This window comes from Thermogemmatispora sp. (assembly GCF_019683635.1).
Taxonomy (GTDB): domain Bacteria; phylum Chloroflexota; class Ktedonobacteria; order Ktedonobacterales; family Ktedonobacteraceae; genus Thermogemmatispora.
The window spans coordinates 1-20510 of the sequence record NZ_JADGIA010000035.1; the positions used below are offsets into that span (position 1 = coordinate 1).

Consider the following 20510-nt stretch of genomic DNA (forward strand, 5'->3'; position numbering starts at 1 on the left):
TCAGGCTGTAGCTGGCTGGCTTGCAGGGAGAGACGGCTGTATGCCATAATGAAGAGGTTCTTTTCCGATCGAGCAAGCGAGAGAGAGAAAGGCAAGGACAGGGACGGAACTCCGTTCTCCTGACGCCAGCGGAGGCAACGGCAAGCCCTCCGCCAACCAGGCAACAGCTGGCACAGCGGCAGCGTGTCATGCTCTGTCACTGTCCATAAACGCAGACCGTGCCTGAAGAGAGCTGCGCAGAGGGATCAGTTGGAGAGAGCAGCAAGCAATGCTCTAGCGAAGGAGTGTCGCATGGCCAGAATCGCATTCCATGAGGTCAGCAAGTATTACCGCGGTGCCAGCAAGCCCGCCGTTGATCATGTCAGCTTCGAGGTCGCCGAAAGCTCGATCTGTATGCTGCTGGGCACCTCCGGCTCGGGCAAAACAACCCTGCTGCGCATGGTTAATCGCCTGATCGAGCCAAGCAGCGGTACGATTACCATTGATGGCCACTCTATTCTGGAAGAAAACCCCATTCAGCTGCGCCGGCGCATTGGCTATGTCATTCAGCAGGTCGGCCTCTTCCCTCACATGACCATTGCCGAGAATGTGCGCCTGACTGCCGAAATCGCTGGCTGGTCTAAGGCCCGCATGGAGAGGCGTGTCGATGAGTTGCTGACCCTGGTGGGCCTGGACCCCGCAGAATATCGCCGGCGCTACCCCCGTCAGCTCTCTGGCGGCCAGCAGCAACGCGTCGGCCTGGCTCGCGCCCTGGCCGCAGACCCGGCCATCCTCCTGATGGACGAGCCGTTCGGTGCGCTAGATGCCATTACGCGCGTCCATCTACAGGACGAGCTACAGCGCATCCAGCGCGAGATGCGCAAGACGATCCTGTTCGTCACTCACGATGTGGAGGAGGCTTTTCGCCTGGGGGACCAGATCGCGATTCTTTCCGAGGGTCGCCTTGTGCAGATTGGCACCCCGGTTGATCTGCTGCTGAAGCCAGCTAACGAGTTTGTGAGCCGCCTTATCGGGTCCGATAATATTCAGCGTCAGCTTCAGTACCTGCCCGTGAGGAGCGCGATGCTGACAGGCATAGAGGCAGCCGGCGGCAATGAGAACCAGCCACGCTGCTCTTCAGAGGCAACGCTGCTAGAGGCCCTGATGAGCCTGATCGCCTCTGGCGCTCACACTCTGATTGTCTACGATGAGCAGAGCCAGGCCCCCATCGGCACTATTACCCTGAGCGCGATCAATCAGGCAATCACTACCGTCCGGCATGCAGAGGGAGAAAAGGCAACGGCCAGCCCAACTCACTAAAGCCCGGCAGAGCCGGGCAAGGGGCGCTGAGCTGCTCCGGCGAGGATGGTAGACCATCTGCTCCCAGTAGCTGTTTTGTTGCCTCTGGGCCTCTAGACCATTTTTCCTTTACGGGGTTCTCTATGCGTTATTTAACAAGTCCTTCAAGTTATGATCTTTCCGATCCAAGCAGCATACCTAACCTTCTTTTACAGCACCTCACCATAGTGGCGATTAGCATGCTGATCGCCCTGGCTATTGCCTTCCCGCTTGCACTCCTGATTGTGCGCTATCGCCGCCTGCGCCTTCCTGTCATTACTTTGATGGGCTTGCTCTACACGATCCCCGGCTTGGCCCTGATCGGTATTCTGGTCACGGTCACCGGGCTATCGCTGGGCACGGTAATCATTCCTCTGGTGCTCTATGCCCAGCTGGTGCTGGTACGCAACATCTCTACGGCTATCAGTAGCATCGATCCGTTGCTGATCGAGGTTGGGCGGGCAATGGGCATGAACCGGTTCCAGATTCTCTGGCGTGTCACACTGCCGTTGGCCATGCCCGTGATTATAGCAGGGATTCGCGTAGCCACCGTCACGACAATTGGCATTGCTTCACTGGCTTCGTTAGTAGACCAGGGAGGGCTGGGCGACTTGATTTTCAAGAGCATCCCCTTGGGAGACTACGATACGATCCTGGGTGGAGCGATTCTTCTGGCGCTCTTTGCGCTCGTAGCCGATCTCCTGCTGCTTTTGTTACAGCGCGCGCTGGAGCGTGGGCACAGTCAGGTAGCCCTGGCATCTTAGGCCAGCCTGGTGGCGAAGCCTTAAAGGGAGGAGATCCCCATGTTGCTCGTCCAATTGTGGCAGTTCATTCTTGATCCAGCCAATGCTTTTTGGGACCATACGGTCGCTTACCTGGAGGTCTGCGCTGTCTCAGTGGCCCTGGCGACTGTGCTCGGCATTGCCATCGGGGTGGCCGTGGTTCGCAGTCCTCTGCTGTCATTCCTGGCTGTTAATCTCAGTGGTCTGATGCGCGCCATCCCCATTATTGCTTTCCTGGCTGCTGCTCTCCCCTACCTGGGCGTGGGCTTTAAGCCGACGATCGTCGCTTTGACGCTGCTGGGGATTCCGCCGATTCTGCTCAATACCTATACCGGCATCCGCAACATCGAGCCTGCGATTATCGATGCTGCACGTGGGATGGGCCTCAATACCCGGCAGATCCTGCTGCGCATCCAGGTGCCGCTAGTGCTGCCGATCGTAGCCGCAGGCGTGCGCACTTCGGCAGTGCAGATTGTGGCAACGGCCACGTTAGCGGCAATTATTGGGGCTGGAGGCTATGGCGAGTACATTGTAAATGGCCTCTATGAGTTTAAGACAGTTCAGATTCTGGCAGGGGCTCTGCCGGTGGCTCTGCTGGCAATGCTGATTGAGCTGCTGATGGGCTGGCTCCAGCGCGCCCTGACGCCCGCCGGTCTGCGGGTCCAGGAGGTAGCTTTGAGTGAAGCTGCACGGGCTTGAGGATCAAGCCGGAGTGAGAGTCAGCCGGTCGTTTCTGCCTTTCACTCACTATGTGACCTTCCATTCTTGCTTGATGGCTATACTGAGAATGGAGTCAGCCTATCCCTATTTGGATTATATGAGGAGAGAGTCTATGCGTTCTATTGCCTTGCTAGTGCGCTTGCGCGCGCTGCTCCTGCTGTCTGTGGTGGGAATCAGCTTGATGACCCTTGCCGCCTGTGGTGGCACTTCCAGCTCGGGTAGTGGGTCCTCTCCTAATAGCCAGATCACCTTGACGGTCGGCGGGAAGCTCGATGTCGAGGCTCAGCTTCTGACAAAGATGTACACCCTCCTGCTGCGCCACGCTGGCTTTAAGGTGATTGAAAAGCCCGCCCTTGGCACCAACGATGTGGTCTTTAACGCCATTACGAGCGGCGCTATCGATCTCTATCCCGAATTTACGGCCACGGGCCTGCAGCGTCTGGGTCTGCAGACGACGCATGATCCGCAGAAGGACTACGAGCTGGTGAAGCAGGGCTTTGAGAGTAAGTATAAGATTGTCTGGCTGGATGTGGCGCCGCTCAACGATACCTATGGGATCTGCGCCCCCAAGATGGCCGCCGCACCTTTGCAGATTACGAAGCTCTCTCAGCTTCCGGCTGCTGTGGCTTCGCAGTTGACAGTTGCGGCCCCAACGGATGGGCAGGAGCCTCTACAGACGATGGAGTCGATCTATGGCGTCCATTTCAAGAAGGTGATCGTCATGGATGAGGCGCTGACCTTTAACGCCGTGAAGCAGAATCAGGCACAGCTGAATGTCTGCTATACGACGAGCGCGCTCATCGATCAGAACGGCTTTGTACTGCTGCAAGACGATAAGAACGCTTTTCCGATTTACAATCCGGCCCCTATTGTGCGGGAGGATACTCTGAAGAAAGCTCCAGCTATCGCTACAGCTCTCAATCCTCTGGCTCCAAAGCTAACCACCCAGGTTAGCATCGATCTGCAGCGTCAGGTGACTCAGGCCGTCAACAGCGGTACGCCACGCTCCCAGGCGATTACACAGGTGGCAACGAACTGGCTGAAGAGCGTCGGCCTGCTCTAGAAACGCTCGGCGCGCCTGCCTCAGACGCGCATTCAGGCTTTGACCGACAGGGCTGCTACCCGCCTATCCACGGCCAACGGTAGCAGCCCTGCTTTGCCTGGCCGAGGTTAGCCACCAGCTCCCGCTCGTAGCGATCTTATCCGTTTTCTCCCTTCGTTCCCCTAGACGGTGTAGAACCCGTTGAGCAAGAGCCAACAGAGGAGTCATGTGCTATGATGAATGCGACCGAGGCCGCAGTCAGGCGGCCCTGCTCTTGCTTCCCAATCTTCGGTCTGGGAGACAGTGATGACACGATTGGCCAGAGAGGCCGAGCAGCAAAAGATATGCAAGCCAACAGCTTTATCGCTGCCTTCAAGCCTACGTCTTGCCTTACTTGTTCTGCTGTTGCTTCTAGAGTTGCTTTTACAAATACCTCTGCTGATCAATCCTCCGACTACGGATAGCCCCGCTCCTCTGATCAATGCTTTCGTCTGGCACTGGCTGCTGACTTTTCTTCCCTATTTGCTCGCCTGTCTGGTTGTTTTGACCAGTCCGCCGCCAGCAGGGCGGGCGCGCGCTCTTGAGCTTGGGTTGCTCCTCGGCGGGGCCTTGCTGCTGCGTTTGATGCTCCTGCCTCTCTCTCCCGTTCTTTCGCCGGACGCCTGGCGCTACTTGTGGGACGCGCGTGTAACCTTGCTGGGCTACAGTCCCTATGTCTATGCTCCTGGCGATCCGCATTTCATCCACCTGCGCGACTTTGTCTTTGCCAATAGTCGCTATCGCAATGTGCCAACGCTCTACCCGCCCGGGGCCCAGCTCTTTTTTCTGATCAGCTATCTGCTGGCGCCCAGCAATCTGACGGTTTTGAAGGCGATCTTTGTGGGCTGCGACTGGCTGACCTGCGCAGCTCTGGCCTGGCTGCTGTATCAGAGGGGCAAGGACCCAGGACGTTGTGTACTCTATGCCTGGTGTCCGCTGCCAGTTGTAGAGTTCGCCATTCAGGGCCACGTCGATGCGCCAGCGGTGCTTTTGACAATCTTAACGCTGCTGGCAGCAGAATATACCAGCCGCCGCGGACGGGCTGCAACCGGCTTTCTGTTGGGCATGGCAACGCTGGTACGCCTTTATCCAGCCCTGCTGCTGCTGGCCCTTGTCCGGCGTCGCGACCGGCTGCTGCTGACAACCTGGGCCGCAACGCTGGTCGCCGGTTACCTGCCGTATCTGATTCTGGGGCAAGGCCAGGTGCTCAGTCCCTTTGAGAGCTATGCCGGCAGCTATACCCCGAACGCAGGCTTACCTCAGCAACTGAGCCACTGGTTGGGCCTGCATACCTCTCTGAATCCGGTCTTGCTGCATTGGCTGGAGGAGGCCGCGATCGGGGCAATGATGGGAGGGTCGGCGCTGGCAGTGCTCTGGCTGCGCTGGCGGCACCACATCGCTGGGGAGACTGCAGCGCTCTTACTGATCAGCGCCTTGTTCGCCGTGTCAGCCCATATTTTCCCCTGGTATACAACCGTGCTGATTCCGCTGGCCGCGTTGCTCCTTAGCTCCAGCGAGAGCAAGCTGGGATTGGGAAGGGCGACAGCTTTCTGGGCCTGGTATTTTGCCTGCGCGACTCCCCTGGCCTACTTTTTCATGTATAAACGCGACTGGACGCTCTACTATGCGCTGGTCTATTGGCCTCCGCTCCTCGGGCTGACACTGGCCATAGTGCTGAGCCTGTGTCGTCGCGTCTCTAAGTAGAGGCCGCCTGATAAGGAGGCGCTGCGTCATTGCCGCGCCCCGTCCGCTGTCAGAGATGCTTTAGACTTTAGATTTTCGCAGGCAGCTTCCTCGCAGAGCCGGCTACTTGTGAGAATAGGACAGCTTCTTGTTACGACGTCCGCTCATCATAAGGTGAGCGACGATAGAGGTAGAGATAGGTCTCATGAGCGCTGCGGCCCGAGGGACGCGCATGGTCGATGGGTAGAAACCAGGAGCCGCGCCGCTGCCATTCGGGGCTATCGGGACCATCGCGGCTATCCGCTCCCCAGAGAAGGGCCGCGAGGTCGAACAAGGCGATCAGCAAGATCAATAGTAAGAGGAGAAGCATACAAGTCACCAGGTACCTCCTGAATGAGGACAGGCCATGTGCCAACCAACGTACTTGGACTGACGGCGACCGTGCGCAGCGGTAGCTAGCAGCTGCCTTGCTGCCTGGGGAGAGATCAGATTAACGACCAGGTCTAGCCACATCCCGCCCGCTCATGTTGCCATCGTTATTCTTCCTTTCCTAGAAACAACTATAGAAGAAAGATGGTTGCGTAACCACAGCCAATCTACAGCTTTTCACAGGAATCAATGCGGGCCAATCGCGCGCTCTCCGCTGGCGTAGCCCTGACAGTCGTCCCATTCGCCCATAGCCCTCCTCGTCCCCGGCTATTTGATCAGGAAGCCTTGGGAAAGGCTAGCCCCATACTGGTCCCAGAGGGCAGGGCATGGTATCATAGCTATAGTAAACACATGATCCCTCATCAGGAGAGCATCGCCAGCCCGAGGGATGAGAGAGGTGGTTGTCCGTGGCTTTTAGAGCGCGAGCCCAGAAAGGGGAGCGAGAACTACCGAGCTTTTTTGGAGAACCTGTGAGACGAGGTATTGTTTACGAGCCACCTGCCGCTCACAGAGAGGAACCTTACTTATTCTATCGTCATCCTCATGGGGAGATTTGGGTCGGAGATGCTATTGCCTGGCTGCGCTCGCTGGAAAGTGAATCCGTCGATCTCATCTTTGCTGACCCGCCTTACAATATCAAAAAAGCTGAATGGGACAGCTTTGAATCACAGCAGGCATACGTGGACTGGTCGTTGCAGTGGATCGAGCAGGCCGCGCGCGTGCTGAAGCCAACAGGTACCCTCTATATCTGCGGTTACTCCGAGATTCTAGCCGACCTGCGCCTGCCCGCTTCCCGCTATTTCCAAGGTTGCCGCTGGCTTGTCTGGCATTACAAGAACAAAGCGAATCTTGGTAGAGACTGGGGACGCTCGCATGAAAGCATCCTCCATTTCCGCAAGACGCGGCAATTCACGTTTAATATTGATGCGGTACGCATCCCCTATGGCAACCATACCCTGAAGTATCCTGAGCATCCACAAGCTGCAAGTAGCCAGTATGGACGAGGCCACTCGCACCTCTGGCAGCCACATCCACACGGAGCCAAGCCGCGCGATGTCTTGGAGATCCCCACGACCTGTAACGGCATGCACGAGAAAACTCCTCACCCAACACAGAAGCCTGAAGAGCTGCTGCGCAAAATAGTGCTTGCCTCTTCCAACGCCGGCGATCTGATCCTTGACCCCTTCATCGGCTCCGGCACCACTGCTGTTGTCGCCGAGCAGCTCAAGCGCCGCTGGAAGGGCTGCGATATATCCGTCGAGTACTGTCGTTGGGCAGTCGAACGCCTCGAGCTTGTCGAGGACTGGCCAATAGAGAGGTGGGTTTTATATGACCAGGAGAACGCCAGGCGCAGACAGTCAATCAGATGATTATAACCTCATTCTGCGGAGATTGCAGAAAAAGATGCTTGATACTCTTGCATTCCAGCAATTAGACGAATATAAAGATTATTGCACCGATTTCATAAAATTTATGAAAATATCGCCGATAGAGCGCATTGTCTCTCCTTCGCATCCACAATATATGTTCTTAAATTACCAGAATCTAGTAGGAGTAAGAAGAATAACGCGCCCAATAAATACCAATTTATTTATTGATGATATTGATGAGTTTGAATATAACTTTGAAGGCTTCAAAGGCATGCTGGAAGACCTGCGTCTTGCAAGAGGGGAGCAGGCCGCCCTTTCGCGATTTTCCCAGGCAGATAGTGTAATTAATCGCGTAGTCTACACTATCCAGCAGATCATCGGGGGCATTAGCGATTCTTTGGAAAGCTCTAATCAATCTCGCAAGCGAACGGGTCAATTATTTGAAGGTCTCATTAAGCAGATCTTTCACGAAGTTGGTTTAAAAAGCAGTCCGCGAACAATCCGGCTGCCCGTGCCAGATACCTCAGCCGAGCATATGTCATATGAGCTTGATATTGTCCTTTCCCTCAGAGAGAGGCAGCTTTCTTCCTCAGAGACCTATCTGCATTCAGGTGAGATTATCGCCTCTATCAAAACCACCAGCAAGGACCGGCTCGATAAGATCTTTCTCGATAAGTATTTGCTCGATAGGCTTCTCCAGAGAAAAACACCAGTTATAGCCATTTTTCTCCATGATATTCAGAGGGCTACTATTGGCGATAATGAATTCTGTGTCCGATCAACTTTTAAAAGAAACCATTTTCTCGTTTACAGCTATCTCCTCACACGCCTGGAAGGAGTTTACTATGTAGACTATCGGCCCGAACTGGGTGCAGACCAGAGACTCCAAGGGCAAGTCAGACCCTTTCAGGACCTGCTCTTTCACGACTTATGGCTGTTACTGAACCAGCCCGATCAGCCAACCGGCACCTCGTAATAATCAAAGGTGGTGGTGATTTCGAAGCCACATGAACGGTAGAGCGCCAGCGCTCCCTCATTAGTAGTCTCCACCTCTAGCGCAATCCGACGCGGACGCTGGCGGAGAATATGCTCAACCGTCCAGGCCAAGGTCTGGCGTCCGTAGCCTTTGCCCTGGTGCTCGGGCAACATACAGAAGCCATAGATGAAAGCCTCTTCCTCATCATCGATATAACGGATCAGCCCAACAACCTCGCCAGCCACCTCCGTTACCAGCGTCACGCGCCGCGGACTGGTAATATCCCGCGTCGTCTCCGCTAAGAGCGCTCTATCCTCCGTCATCTCAAAAGCCCGCGCCGTAATGTGCGTCAGCAGAGGTGCCTCATCCGCCCTGGCCGGGCGAATACGCACCCCATCCTGCCGCTCCACCTGGAGGGGAGCACTCTCCAACTCGCGCACCATCCGATACTCCGAGTTGTGATAACGCGCCTTTACCGCTCGTGCAAAGCCCTGGGCCCCCAGCGAGTTGCGATCGAAAAAGAGCAGAATCCGCGGCACACCACGAGACCTCAGCTCTTGATTGGCCAGGCGGAAGAGCAGCGAAAAGATGCCCTGGCGACGCCTGTCAGGATGGACCATACCCGTTAGCTCGGCCTCGCGCGGATTGAAGCTATAGAGCGCCAGATAACCGAGCAGCTGGCCATCCTCATAGTAGAGAAAGTCATTGGTCACCTGCCCCGAGCGCGACCGCAACATTTCCCAGAGCAGGCGTACTGCAATCCTCTCACGTTCCTGACAGAGGGCCGCCAGTGCGGCAATCTCCTGCAGCTCCTCAGCCGCCAGGGTACGTTTACGTACCAAACCGTGTTTCTGCATCTCTCGCTGGTCCAATCTAGTCAGCCGCTTACTTTGAGCACATCCCCCTGCGGCGCGGCCCACGTCTGCTTACTACCTCTCCGCAGGGGGAGAAAAAGGCGCTCGCCCTCAGCCTCTCTACCCAACACAGCCAAACCGGGTGCAGCAGAGAGGGAGGGGCTTTTACATGGCCAGCGCAGTGCTCTTCTCTATCTGCCACAAGGGTTCTCTGCTGCCGCTCTATACATTGCCATAGCAGCAGCTCCTCTGTCAACCAGGAGACGCTACTACGCTGGCGCCCGCCGGGCGAGCCTGTTGCAGGCCAGAGCTACCTGCCCTCCCCCGATGGCCGCAAGCCGTCCGTCCGACAGGCAGAACGCAGCCACAGGGGATTAGCGCAGGCCAAGCAACTCGCGCGCAATAATCAGCTGGCGAATCTCGGTTGTCCCGGCCCCGATCTCCGCCAGGCGGGCATCGCGCCACATGCGCTCGACCTCGAAGTCGGTGGTGTACCCCCAGCCGCCATGAATCTGCAGCGCCTCGTTTGCCGCTCGCCACTGAGCACGAGCCGTAAAGAGCAGGGCCGCCGCCGCCTCTTTACTGACGCGCTGCCCCTGCTGCGCCAGCCACAAGGCTCGATGGGCCAGCAACCTGGCCGCTTCCAGATCGGTGTACATGTCGGCCAACTTGGCTTGAATGAGCTGAAAGTTGGCGATGGGTTGCCCGAATTGCTGACGCTCACGAGCGTACTTCAGAGAAAGCTCCAGCGCGGCTTCGATCCCGCCCACAATACTGACCGCGAAGAAGGCCCGCTCCAGATCAAGCCCGCTCATGACCACTCGATAGCCCTCGTTGACCCGGCCCAGAACGTTCTCCGCCGGCACAAAGGCCTCCTCAAAGACCAACTCCCCCGTAGGTGAGCCATGCATACCGACCTTTTCAATCTTGCGCGCCACATGGTAGCCTGGCGTCTTTGTCTCGAAGAGGAAGGCGGTAATGCCACGACTACCGGCCTCTGGCCTGGTTTTGGCGTAGACAATGAGCAAATCGGCGATCGGACCATTGGTGATAAAGACCTTCGTACCGTTGAGCACGAACCCCCCATCAACAGCGCGTGCCGTCGTACGAATACCCATAGCATCGGAGCCGGCATCAGGCTCGGTCAGGGCCAGCCCGCCGATCATCTCGGCTGCCGCGAGTCTGGGGAGATAGTGCTGCTTCTGCTCTTCCGTTCCATTGCGCAAAATATTATGGGCACAGAGGTTCAGATGCGCCCCGAATGACATGGCGATACCTCCGTTGGCTCGCCCCAGAGCCCGCGCTACCAGGGCAGCCATCAAGAAGTCGCCGCCACTGCCACCGTAGGTCTCAGGGATACCAATGCCGGTATAACCCTGGGCTGCCAGCTTCTGCCAGAGCCAGCGTGGAAAATCATCGCTGCGCTCAAGCTCCGGCGTCAGAGGCTTAATCTCATGGAGTGCAAACTGCAGAGCGCTTTCGTAGGCCAGTCGGTGCTCTTCAGGGAGTTCGAAGTCCATCTTTGGCTTTATCCTTTCTCTCAGCGGAAACGGACTGCGCTTGCACGCTCTATCTTTTGCGCGGCGAGTCGCGTATACTCTATTATATGATGAATCAGGCCAGCATCGACCCTCCCTCTGGAAAGCGAACCAAGCATGCAGAATACAGCTTCTGTGCAGGCCGTTGAGAAGGCCCGCTTCTCGCAAGCTTTCGTCAGGCCACTCTACGACACCTATTGCTTTGCCAACATCCCAGCTACCATTCTGACCTTGCTGACTGGAGCGGGCGAGAGCGCCCTGCCCATCGATGTTTTCGGAGCACTGCCCCAGCGCTATCGACGGCTGATTCTCTTCTTTATCGACGGCTTTGGCTGGCGCTTCTTGCAACGCTATGCCGAGCGCCATCCGTTGCTTCGACTGGCCCTTGACGAGGGCACGGTCTCGCTTCTCACCTCGCAGTTCCCGTCGACCACAGCGGCTCACACCACCACGATCCACACCGGCCTGGAGGTGGGCCAGAGTGGGATCTATGAATGGACCTACTATGAGCCACTGGTCGACGAGGTGATCGCTCCCCTGCTCTTCTCATATGCAGGCGAATTCACGCGCGATACGCTGATGCAGTGCGGCCTACCGCCCTCAGCCTTTTATCCACAGCAGACGCTTTACGAAAAGCTGGGGAGCTACGGTGTGCGAAGTACGATTTTCCAGCACCGTTCCTATACCCCATCGACGTTCTCTAACGCGGTCTTTCGGGGAGCGCGCGTCTACGCCTTCGACACCCTCGCCCAGGCTCTTGATGAGCTACGCGAGCAGCTTCTCTCAGCAGATGCTGATGAGGCAACCCCAGCCTACTATCTGCTCTACTTCGATGGGATCGACACCGCCGGTCACCGTTTTGGTCCCGATTCTCCGGAGTTTGAGGAGGCGGTCACGCAGTTCTGGAGCGCTCTGGAAACGCATTTCTACCGACCACTACACGATAAGCTCTCCGAGACGCTCCTGATGTTCACCGCCGACCACGGCATGGTTCCCGTTCGCCCGGAAACAACCTTTTATCTGAATGTGCAACTACCGGAACTGGTTCCCCTGCTCCGCACCACACGCCAGGGCCGTCCGCTGGTAGCCGCAGGTTCGGCACGCGATATGTTTCTCTACGTGAGAGAGGAAGCCCTGGACGAGGCTCTTGCTCTCCTCAGACAGGCCCTGGCTGGACGGGCAGAGATCTATCGGACGCAAGAGCTGATCACCGCCCATTTCTTTGGCCGCCAGGCCCCCAGCGAGATCTTTCTGAAACGTGTGGGCAATCTTGTCATCCTACCTTATGAGGGGGAAAGTGTCTGGTGGTTTGAAAAAGGACGCTTCGAGATGCGTTTCCGCGGCCATCACGGCGGTCTGACCCCAGCGGAGATGCAGATTCCCTTGCTGCTCCTGCCTCTTTGAAAGCCGACCAGCGCAGGAAGGACCCAGGCCCTCGATAAAAGGGCCAGAGCGAGGGGAGCCTGTCCTCACGGCTCACGGCTCCCCCCACATCGGGCTTGTCCTGCTTTGCTTTGCGGCGCAGAGGGTTGGGCCGCCCTCACTCGTAGCGCAGAACCTCCAGGGGACGCACACGCACCGCACCCCAGGCCACGAGGGCCGCAACGGCCATCGCCAGAACCGCTGCCCCGACGATGAGCGCCAGGACGATGATCTCGCTGGTGCCTAGATTGAAATTAAAGACGAAGTGACCCAGCAGGCTGAGAGCCAGACTAACCAGCAGCATAGCGAGAAAAGCCCCTACACCAGCTACGGTGCCGTTTTCAAGCAGGACCTCACCCAGGATCGAACGGCTGGTATAGCCCACCGCCTTGAGAATCCCCAGCTCACGCCGTCGCTCTAGCATGGCCAGGCCCACGGCATTGGCAATAATGACGATACCAGCGAAGAGCGAGAGCGAGGCGATGGCGCTCAGCGTCAGGATGATATAGCTCAGGAACTGGTTCACATAATCGCCCAGATTGGCCAGATTAGTGACCGAGATGGCCCCGGCAATGGCTTGCATACGATCGAGGGCCTTGCCCAACTGAGCCGGATCGATCTTCAGGTAGTAGATGTTGGTGGCCTGGCCGCCAGGGCTGAGCGCATGCACCAGATCCAGAGATGCCAGCATCGCTCCAGAGGAGGTAATCCCTTGTGAGCGGTAAATGCCCACCACCGTCACCGTGCGGGTCAGTTTACCATCCTGGCTGATCAGGGTGAGTGTGCTGCCAAGATGCAGGTGGTTCTTCAGAGGAGCCAGTTGGAGAGCAGCCTGGGGCAAGAGCACATTATCACCACCGGCATCCGCCGCACTGAGGTTGCGCCCCTGGACAATGGTGACTTCTTGAGACGGCACCTGGCCATGCGCTAGATCGTAACCTTGCAGCTCCCCCAGGTAGAAGAGAGCAGCCTGACTCTCGAAATCATTTGAATTTGAAGATGTTGTCGCATTCTGGCGCAACAGCGTCTGTAGCGGCACACCGTCGATCGTCAGCGGCAAGCAGGAGGTTACAATCAGATGCTGTCTATTCTGAATGCCGGGCACACTGCTCCATTGCGCCTCTAACTGCTGAGCCTGGCGATCGTTGGTGGCCACAATCACATTGAACGAGACGATCCGCGCCAGCGAAGAATTAATGGCATCGCGCAGGTCCTGCCCCAGAATCAGGATCAGGCCAATCGTGAAGATGCCAACGAAGAGGGCCAGCATCGTTGTAGTGGTACGCGCCCGCTGACGTCCGATGTTACGCAAGGCCATCTTGACATTGGCCTTCCAGGTAGCGGGTAAGAAGACCACCACCAGCCCAGCCACGGCTGCCAGCAAGAGCAGCGAGCCAAAGACGGGCAGCACCAGGGTGATCAGGCCGGCAATCACCAGGGCCACCACAATCAGAGCGAGAAAACCAACATTGAGTCGCTCCGGTACTGGCAGGAGACTAATGACAATAACAGCCAGGACAAAGAAGAGACTGAGCAGCCCGAGGAAGATGAAGGTTCCATAGACGACGCCAATTCCCAGCCCAACGTTGTTGTTGAGCACTACAATAGCCATGCCACAAAAGAGCAGCGAGAGCAACAAAAGGAGGCCAGCCGTGAGGGCATAGCTGCCAGGGCGAAAGCCCTCCGGGAGATCGCGGATAACGCTCAGCGGGCGAATATTGGCCGCCTGAACAATTGGCATCAGGCCAAAGATGAGGGCGGTTCCCAGACCGATGAGCACCCCACCCCCGAGAATGAGCGGGTCAAAGCTGACTGGCAGATTGAGCATAAAGAGCTGCATGATCAGGCCGCGCGCCAGCAGACTGACCCCCAGGCCGACAGCAGAGCCAATCACCCCTCCGACGAATCCAAGCAGACCGGCCTCCAGACCAAAGAGCAGGTAAAGATCGCGCCGTCGATAGCCGGTGGTCTTAAGCATGGCGATCTCAGTGCGCCGTCGCAAGAGCAGCACCTGCATGGTGTGAACAATACCCACTCCTCCAATGAGCAGCGCCAGCAAACCGGCGACCTCCAGGAACTTGCGGATATAGTCAACCTGCTGCTCATCGGCCTTTAAAGCGTCCGTCGCCGTCTGCGTCGAGGCATAATAGAACTGGTTCTGAACAGCTTTAGCAACTTGATCAGCGCGAGATTGATCGCTATTTGTCGATATATAAACGCTGTCATAAAGCAACGGCTGATCAGGGGCAGCTGTCTGATAGGTAGCCGCCGACAGGTACATAGTACTGCCTGCTGTGGCGGCTATGCCCTCATTGGCAATGACGCCAGCAATGGTGACATGGAAGGAGTGTGCAGTAGGGCTAGGGCTGTCAGAGCTGGTATAGATGGTTAGACTATCCCCAACCTTGTAATGATATTGATCAAGAAAATTCTTGGTGACCACCACCTGCTGCCCCTGGACCAAGCGGGCAAAGCTGCCGTCGGCGGGTTGGAGGAAGGTAGGTGAGGGAACCACAGGGAAGGTCTGGGGGTCAATCACGATGAGTGAGAAGGCTTCGCCAATACTCGCCGAAAGCCGCGTCGAGGCGCGCGCCGTAATCACCGGGGTATAGGCGCTGACTTCTCCCTGCTCTTTGAGGCGTTCAAAGAAGGCCAGATCGGTGCTGTTGAAGGGATGAACGTAGGCAGCAACTGCAACATCGCCCCCGTTGGCCTCACGCACGTTGCTGGTAAAGGCCAGATTGATCATCTGGCCGACAAGTTCAAGCGAGACGATGGCCAGCACACCCACCGCGATACACAGAATCGCCAGCACGCTGCGTTGACCACCCCTGAGAAGCGAACGCCAGGCATACTTAAAGTAGAGTGAGGCCTTCATGAGCGGATTGCCTCCTCCCTGAGCACCTCGATAGCGGCAATACGACCGTCAACAATGCGAATGGCGCGATCAGCATGGCTGGCCACCGTCGCATCATGCGTGGCAATAATAAAGGTTTTGCCAGTGGTCTGGCGCAAGTAAGCGATCAGCTGCAGCAGCTTCTCGCCGTTGGCAGCGTCCAGATTCCCGGTAGGCTCATCAGCGATCACCAGGGGAGGATCAGTCGCGAGTGCGCGAGCAATGGCAACACGCTGCTGCTCGCCCCCAGAAAGCTGTGTCGGGCGGTGATTGAGCCGGTGAGAGAGGCCAACCAGTTCCAGGAGTTCGCGCGCCCGCGCGGCTGGTGACCCTTTGTGCCTGCCAACGTAGAGGGGGATTTCAACGTTCTCTTGAGCCGTGAGGGTGGGGATCAGGTTGAAGGCTTGAAAGACCATGCCGATTTTCTGATTGCGCACGGCGGCTAGCCTGCCCTCGCTCATCTGCGTGACATCGATGCCGTCAATGATGACCCGCCCACTAGTCGGGTTGTCCAGGCCGGCGATGATCCCCAGTAAGGTGCTCTTGCCCGAACCCGAAGGCCCCACGATGGCGATGAACTCCCCTTGCCGCACGCTGAAGCTGATACCGCGTAGAATCTCAATACGCTCGTGACCGAGTGGCAGGCTGCGCGTCACTTCTTCAACCTGCAAGATAGTGCCCCCCAGCACTGAAGATCCCTGCGTACCAACTGCTGCCGTCGCAGGCTGAAGTTGGGACTGACCTGCACCCTTATCGCCTTGCGCTCTTTCTTCCATCACAGTGATCTCTCCTTCTTTCCCGGTTAGATCTAACGAGTGGCCGCCCGCTCTGTCTCCTTACCTTCCTCTCATAAGGCATATGATACCTCCTCAGAGGAAAGGGGGTAGCTGGTTGCTCGCCCGGCGATGATCTACCGATCCTCCGACTGACTATAGCTTATTGTTATAGCTTTCAAATTTATAACATGTTGTTATCTGATCTGTCAAGGGGATAAAAGCACTCTAATTAGGGCAACGTGGAGCTTTCTCAGCACAAGTCGGTCAAAGTTGGTGCCAAGCCTGGGGGACAGGAGGGCAAGAGGGGCGCCGGGCTGCGCCAGTCCAAGAGTCCGGGATAGGCAAGTATCTTCAACTATGCTATACTGCACAGGAACTCATCGTACGGCCTTGACAGAGGAAACAGCGAGCAACTGAAAAGAATCGCACAACAGTGACCGCCTGCGCGCATCAGTGGCCCGGTCCACATGGCCTATAAGCAATGTTGCTGGCTTCTGCGCGTTTCGGCAGGCGCTGGTCAAACCCAATACCATCTCTTTTCCTGAGTTTCCTTCCCCAGGATCTCAGCAGTGCGGGCAGGACGGCAAGGAGAGCCAGCGCCCGTGCAAGCGGGCAAGGGGAGGGGAGCCAGGCAGAGAGCGAGGAGAACGTAGACGCTATGCGTAGAGGAACAGCCCTACTCCTCCTGCTGATCGTCATCCTGGCAGCCTGTGCGGCCTATATTGACTGGCCCAACACGCCGGGTATCCACATTTTGGGGATCAACCACGATTTCAAAGTCAATCTGGGACTGGATCTGCAAGGAGGCGTACGCGCCTTATTGGTGCCATCTAACCCCAATGAACAGGTGACCGATGAGACCATCCAGGCCGCCCGCAATCTGATCGAGGAGCGCGTCAATGGCGGTCTGGGCGTATCGGAGCCGAGCATCCGTGTGCAGCAGAACGGTAACCAGTACAGCATCTCAGTGGAGCTGCCGGGCTTCAACACCGGTAACCAGACGCAGGCCCTGCAGACGCTGCTGCAGGCGGGCAACCTCGAATTCTGGGACACTGGCTCGACGCCGCTCACCGAGAATAGCACCTTCGATCCTAGCCAATACACAAGCACTAACCCGGGCGGCAAGCCCTGGTTTACCGGCAAGGATCTCGATCCCAGCCAGATCGGCGTGAGCACGGACTCGTCAGGTCAGCTGCAGATCAACTTTGCCATGAAGGGTGACGCTGTCTCCAAATTCGGCCAGTTCACTCAGCAGCACATCGGCGACTACCTGACCGTCACCCTCGATCGCAAGGTTATTCAGTCAGCAGTGATTCAGAGCGCTATCAATGGCCCGGGGGTCATCACCGGTCGCTTCACCCTCCAGGAGGCCCAATCGATCGCGACGGTTCTGCGCTACGGAGCCTTGCCTATCGCACTCAAAATCGCTAGTTTGCAGACAGTCGGCCCTACGCTGGGCACAGACTCCATTCAGAAGAGCCTGATCGCCGGGGCCATTGGCCTGAGCATGGTTGTGCTCTTCATGCTACTCTACTACCGTCTTCCCGGTCTGCTGGCTGATCTAGCCCTGGCGCTCTATGCCGGACTCACCTTTGCTGTCTTCAAGCTCATCGGCGTCACTCTGACGCTGGCCGGGATCGCCGGCTTCATCCTCTCGATTGGTATGGCGGTGGACGCCAATGTCTTGATCTTTGAGCGAGTCAAGGAGGAGCTACGCGCCGGTCGCTTACTGGCAGCAGCAATCGATGCCGGCTGGAGGCGGGCCTGGCCTTCGATCCGTGACTCCAACTTCTCTACTATCATCACATGCCTGGTGCTCTTCTTCTTCGGCAACACCTTCGGCGCCACGATCATCAGCGGTTTCGCCACTACGTTGATCCTGGGCGTGCTCATCAGCATGTTCACGGCCATTGTGGTAACACGGACCTTCTTGAACTTGCTGGTGCCGACAGGAGTCATCAACCATCCCGCCCTCTTCGGTCTGCCCGCCGGCTCAATCGCGGCGGCGACTGCAGGACGGCGTAGCTCGCTGTAAGAGGAGGCTGCTGTGTTCAGGCTCGTTGAAAAGCGCTATCTCTTCCTGGCGCTCTCGCTGCTGGTGATCGTACCTGGTATCCTATCCCTGATCTTCAAAGGGCTTAATGTCGGCATCGACTTCGCTGGCGGGTCTTCTCTCAGCCTGCGACCAGAAAAGCAGCTCACCATCACGACCGTGCGTAACCTGCTCAGACCTTTCCCGCTCAAGGATGTGCAGGTCCAGCTCGGCAACGATCAGACGCTGGCCGGTAAGGGTACGGTCTGGGTACGCTTGAATACGACAATCGACAGTACAGTCCAGGACGCGATCAAGAAGGATCTGCAGACGCTCTATAAGAGCACGAGTCTGGGGATTACCTTCGATGACCTGGTCTACAGCGGAAAGAAGGTCACGATCGTCACGGTGACCAACTTCCCCAAAGGGGTCACTCCCAAGGTGGAGGACATCCGCAATGCTCTGAGCAAGCTGCCTAATACGACCGATACGACGAAGGCCACCTCCTCTAGCAGTGTCTCGTCAGCCACCCCTACGCCGACCTCGGGGCCTTCAGTAGCGCGCACGCCGACCCCGACGGCCAGTGCCCAAACCAAGGCAACTGCTACGGCTGCGGCTCAGGCAACTGCTACGGCTCAGGCCAAGCAGGTAACGCCTACGGCTACCGCAACCGCCACGGCTACGGCCACTGCAACCGCTACGCCGTCGAGCAGCTCCAGCAGTAACGCGGCCACCATCCCGGTCAAGGTCATGGACATCCGTCAGGGGACCACGACCCAGACGATCAATATCCTGACAGTGACCCCCCTGGATGCGAATATGCAGGCCGCGATCGAAGGCGCCTTTATCAATCAGGGCAATACTTACGTGCAGCTGCTCCAGACGGCCACTGTTCAGGGCTCGGTGGCGGCTGATACACAGCGCAATGCTATTCTGGCCGTTGTCGCCGCCTCCATTCTGATCCTGCTCTATATCTGGTTCGCCTTCCGCAAGGTGCCGCGTCCCTGGCGCTATGGTGTCTGCGCCGTGCTCGCTCTGGTGCACGACGTGCTGGTGGTGCTGGGGGTCTCTTCGATTCTGGGCTGGACGGTTGGATTCCAGGTTGACTCGCTCTTTATCACCGCCTTGCTCACGGTGATTGGCTTCTCAGTTCATGATACCATTGTGGTTTTCGACCGCATCCGTGAGAACATGCAGCGGCGCACCGTTGAAACGTTCGAGGAGGTGGTGAATGCCAGCCTGATCCAAACAATGGCGCGCTCGCTGAACACTTCGCTGACGGTGCTCTTCACCCTGGCTGCGCTGACGCTTTTTGGCGGTGTCTCGATCCGACCTTTCACGGGAACGCTGCTGCTCGGCATCTTCAGCGGCACGTACTCGTCTATCTTTAATGCCAGTATGCTGCTGGTGATCTGGGAGAAAGGCGAGCTTGGTCTGAGCTGGCTGCGTGCCCGCTTTGGCGGTGCAGGTGCGACTGCTTCGAGCGGGCGCCGCGCTCGCGAGCGCGAGCTGACTTCGACCCGCGGCTAACCTGCCGATGCTGCTTCGCGAAGCATGTGCCTGGTTCGCCGTTCCCGGCTTGGGCGAGTGAGCGAGCAAACCAGCTAGAAGCACAAGCAAGACAGCATGAACTAGCTACTCTTCAGGTCTCTCCTGAATGGGTCAGAGGTAAGAACGGTTATGCTCACCGGCATCGACCATGTGATTATTGGGGTCAAGGATTTGGAGAGGGCGAGTGCTCTCTTCACCGAGCAGCTGGGTTTGACCGTCTCTGGCGGCGGGCGCCACCCCGCCGCTGGGACGGCTAATCGTATTATTGTGATCGGCGACACCTACCTGGAACTGATTACGGTGATAGCACCGGATGAGGCTCAGCCTAGTATGCTGGAACGCCTCGCCAAGGGAGAAGGCTATTGGAATTTCGCTCTGGCTTCTGACGCGATTGAAGCAGACTGCCAGCAGATGCGAGCACGCGGGGTGCCTGTGCTAGGCCCCACACGCGGAGAGCTGCGAGCCGCCGATGGTCGCTCTCGCTCCTGGCTGCGCGCCGATATCGAGCGCCCCGACCTGGCCCAGCGCTATCCATTCCTGATCCAGCACGACAGCAGCGGAGAGGAGCGCCGTTTTCGCCTTGCCGGCTGGCAGCAGCCGCCCCGCCACCCGTTGGGGGCGGTGCGTGTCTCCAGTGTGACGATTGCCGTGGCCGATCTGGAAGAGGGCCGGCGGCGCTTCAGCCATATTTATGGACTGGAGGCCTCTCCTCCCTATACAGGCGAGGCCGATCACTGGGAAGCGCTCCTGGTGGCTTTTCCTCTGGGAAATGGCTCGCAGAGCTTCGAGCTGGCAGCTCCTCTACCACTGGCCAGCGCTGAGAACTCGCCTGTTGATCCGCTCCTCGGCCTGAGCCAGTTTTTGCCGGAGCCAGCCAGTTTGACGCACTTTCTCCAGACGGTGGGCGAGAATCTCTGTCGGATGACGCTGGAGGTTACCGATCTGCAAGCGGCCCGGCGCTATCTGGACCAGCATGGAGTAACCTCTATGCTCCAGGAGCAGCCTCAACCAGCCCTCTGGATTCATCCAGACTTTACGTGCGGAGCTGCTATTGTGCTACACCAACTTTCTGAGTGATCAGAA

16 protein-coding genes and 1 pseudogene are annotated in these 20510 nt (G+C 57.6%); 12 read left to right on the forward strand and 5 right to left on the reverse strand.

Features of this window, described 5'->3' with window-relative positions:
- Positions 1 to 291: 291 nt before the first annotated feature.
- The 5 genes from IRZ31_RS06120 to IRZ31_RS06140 all read left to right on the forward strand — a co-directional run bounded on the left by IRZ31_RS06120 (position 292) and on the right by IRZ31_RS06140 (position 5604).
- Positions 292 to 1299 (forward strand): ABC transporter ATP-binding protein, encoded by a 1008-nt coding sequence (locus IRZ31_RS06120; RefSeq protein WP_297151040.1) that lies wholly within the window; start codon positions 292 to 294, stop codon positions 1297 to 1299.
- A gap of 206 nt (positions 1300 to 1505) precedes the next feature.
- Positions 1506 to 2081, forward strand: a complete 576-nt coding sequence (locus tag IRZ31_RS06125; protein WP_297151043.1) for an ABC transporter permease — start codon at positions 1506 to 1508, stop codon at positions 2079 to 2081.
- 39 nt (positions 2082 to 2120) lie between these two features.
- Positions 2121 to 2798: an ABC transporter permease gene (locus IRZ31_RS06130; protein ID WP_297151046.1), complete on the forward strand. Its 678-nt coding sequence runs from the start codon at positions 2121 to 2123 to the stop codon at positions 2796 to 2798.
- A gap of 133 nt (positions 2799 to 2931) precedes the next feature.
- On the forward strand, positions 2932 to 3882 hold the full coding sequence (locus tag IRZ31_RS06135; RefSeq protein ID WP_297151049.1) for a glycine betaine ABC transporter substrate-binding protein: 951 nt from the start codon (positions 2932 to 2934) through the stop codon (positions 3880 to 3882).
- A gap of 396 nt (positions 3883 to 4278) precedes the next feature.
- The gene (locus IRZ31_RS06140) at positions 4279 to 5604 is read left to right on the forward strand and encodes a glycosyltransferase 87 family protein (RefSeq protein ID WP_297151053.1); all 1326 of its coding nucleotides are present in this window, start codon (positions 4279 to 4281) and stop codon (positions 5602 to 5604) included.
- A 130-nt stretch (positions 5605 to 5734) separates the two neighbouring features.
- Here the strand turns inward: IRZ31_RS06140 and IRZ31_RS06145 are convergent, their stop codons facing one another.
- Positions 5735 to 5962: a hypothetical protein gene (locus IRZ31_RS06145; RefSeq protein ID WP_297151055.1), complete on the reverse strand. Its 228-nt coding sequence runs from the start codon at positions 5960 to 5962 to the stop codon at positions 5735 to 5737.
- Between the two features lie 532 nt (positions 5963 to 6494).
- Between IRZ31_RS06145 and IRZ31_RS06150 the strand changes: the two genes are divergently transcribed.
- Both IRZ31_RS06150 and IRZ31_RS06155 read left to right on the forward strand, forming a co-directional pair.
- Entirely contained in the window at positions 6495 to 7382 is an 888-nt protein-coding gene (locus IRZ31_RS06150; protein WP_363325642.1) for a site-specific DNA-methyltransferase, read from the forward strand.
- Complete coding sequence (locus IRZ31_RS06155; RefSeq protein WP_297151061.1) at positions 7342 to 8358, forward strand: hypothetical protein; 1017 nt, start codon at positions 7342 to 7344, stop codon at positions 8356 to 8358. Before IRZ31_RS06150 ends, IRZ31_RS06155 begins: the two co-directional genes overlap by 41 nt.
- On the opposite strand, the gene IRZ31_RS06160 is transcribed toward IRZ31_RS06155, so the two are convergent.
- Positions 8337 to 9200, reverse strand: coding sequence for a GNAT family N-acetyltransferase (locus IRZ31_RS06160; RefSeq protein ID WP_297151063.1), 864 nt, complete (start codon positions 9198 to 9200; stop codon positions 8337 to 8339). The two genes, IRZ31_RS06155 and IRZ31_RS06160, sit on opposite strands and share 22 nt — an antisense overlap.
- Positions 9201 to 9586: 386 nt before the next feature.
- Complete coding sequence (locus tag IRZ31_RS06165; RefSeq protein ID WP_297151066.1) at positions 9587 to 10732, reverse strand: acyl-CoA dehydrogenase family protein; 1146 nt, start codon at positions 10730 to 10732, stop codon at positions 9587 to 9589.
- A gap of 135 nt (positions 10733 to 10867) precedes the next feature.
- Between IRZ31_RS06165 and IRZ31_RS06170 the strand changes: the two genes are divergently transcribed.
- Positions 10868 to 12154, forward strand: a complete 1287-nt coding sequence (locus tag IRZ31_RS06170; RefSeq protein WP_297151068.1) for an alkaline phosphatase family protein — start codon at positions 10868 to 10870, stop codon at positions 12152 to 12154.
- A 136-nt stretch (positions 12155 to 12290) separates the two neighbouring features.
- Here the strand turns inward: IRZ31_RS06170 and IRZ31_RS06175 are convergent, their stop codons facing one another.
- Together IRZ31_RS06175 and IRZ31_RS06180 are read right to left on the reverse strand one after the other, a co-directional pair.
- On the reverse strand, positions 12291 to 15050 hold the full coding sequence (locus IRZ31_RS06175; RefSeq protein WP_297151070.1) for an FtsX-like permease family protein: 2760 nt from the start codon (positions 15048 to 15050) through the stop codon (positions 12291 to 12293).
- Positions 15047 to 15844: an ABC transporter ATP-binding protein gene (locus IRZ31_RS06180; protein WP_297151074.1), complete on the reverse strand. Its 798-nt coding sequence runs from the start codon at positions 15842 to 15844 to the stop codon at positions 15047 to 15049. The genes IRZ31_RS06175 and IRZ31_RS06180 overlap by 4 nt, the downstream gene beginning before the upstream one ends.
- A 658-nt stretch (positions 15845 to 16502) precedes the next feature.
- Here IRZ31_RS06180 and secD point away from each other — a divergent pair.
- The 4 genes and pseudogenes from secD (at position 16503) to IRZ31_RS06195 (ending at position 20504) form a co-directional block, all read left to right on the forward strand.
- Positions 16503 to 17879: a protein translocase subunit SecD gene (secD, locus tag IRZ31_RS06185; protein ID WP_297151077.1), complete on the forward strand. Its 1377-nt coding sequence runs from the start codon at positions 16503 to 16505 to the stop codon at positions 17877 to 17879.
- A 63-nt stretch (positions 17880 to 17942) separates the two neighbouring features.
- Positions 17943 to 18029 (forward strand): annotated as a pseudogene (locus tag IRZ31_RS21355) (protein translocase subunit SecF); the annotation flags it as partial.
- Between the two features lie 288 nt (positions 18030 to 18317).
- Complete coding sequence (gene secF / locus IRZ31_RS06190; RefSeq protein WP_363325643.1) at positions 18318 to 19406, forward strand: protein translocase subunit SecF; 1089 nt, start codon at positions 18318 to 18320, stop codon at positions 19404 to 19406.
- Between the two features lie 150 nt (positions 19407 to 19556).
- Positions 19557 to 20504, forward strand: coding sequence for a VOC family protein (locus IRZ31_RS06195; protein ID WP_297151083.1), 948 nt, complete (start codon positions 19557 to 19559; stop codon positions 20502 to 20504).
- The last annotated feature ends 6 nt before the right edge of the window (positions 20505 to 20510 follow it).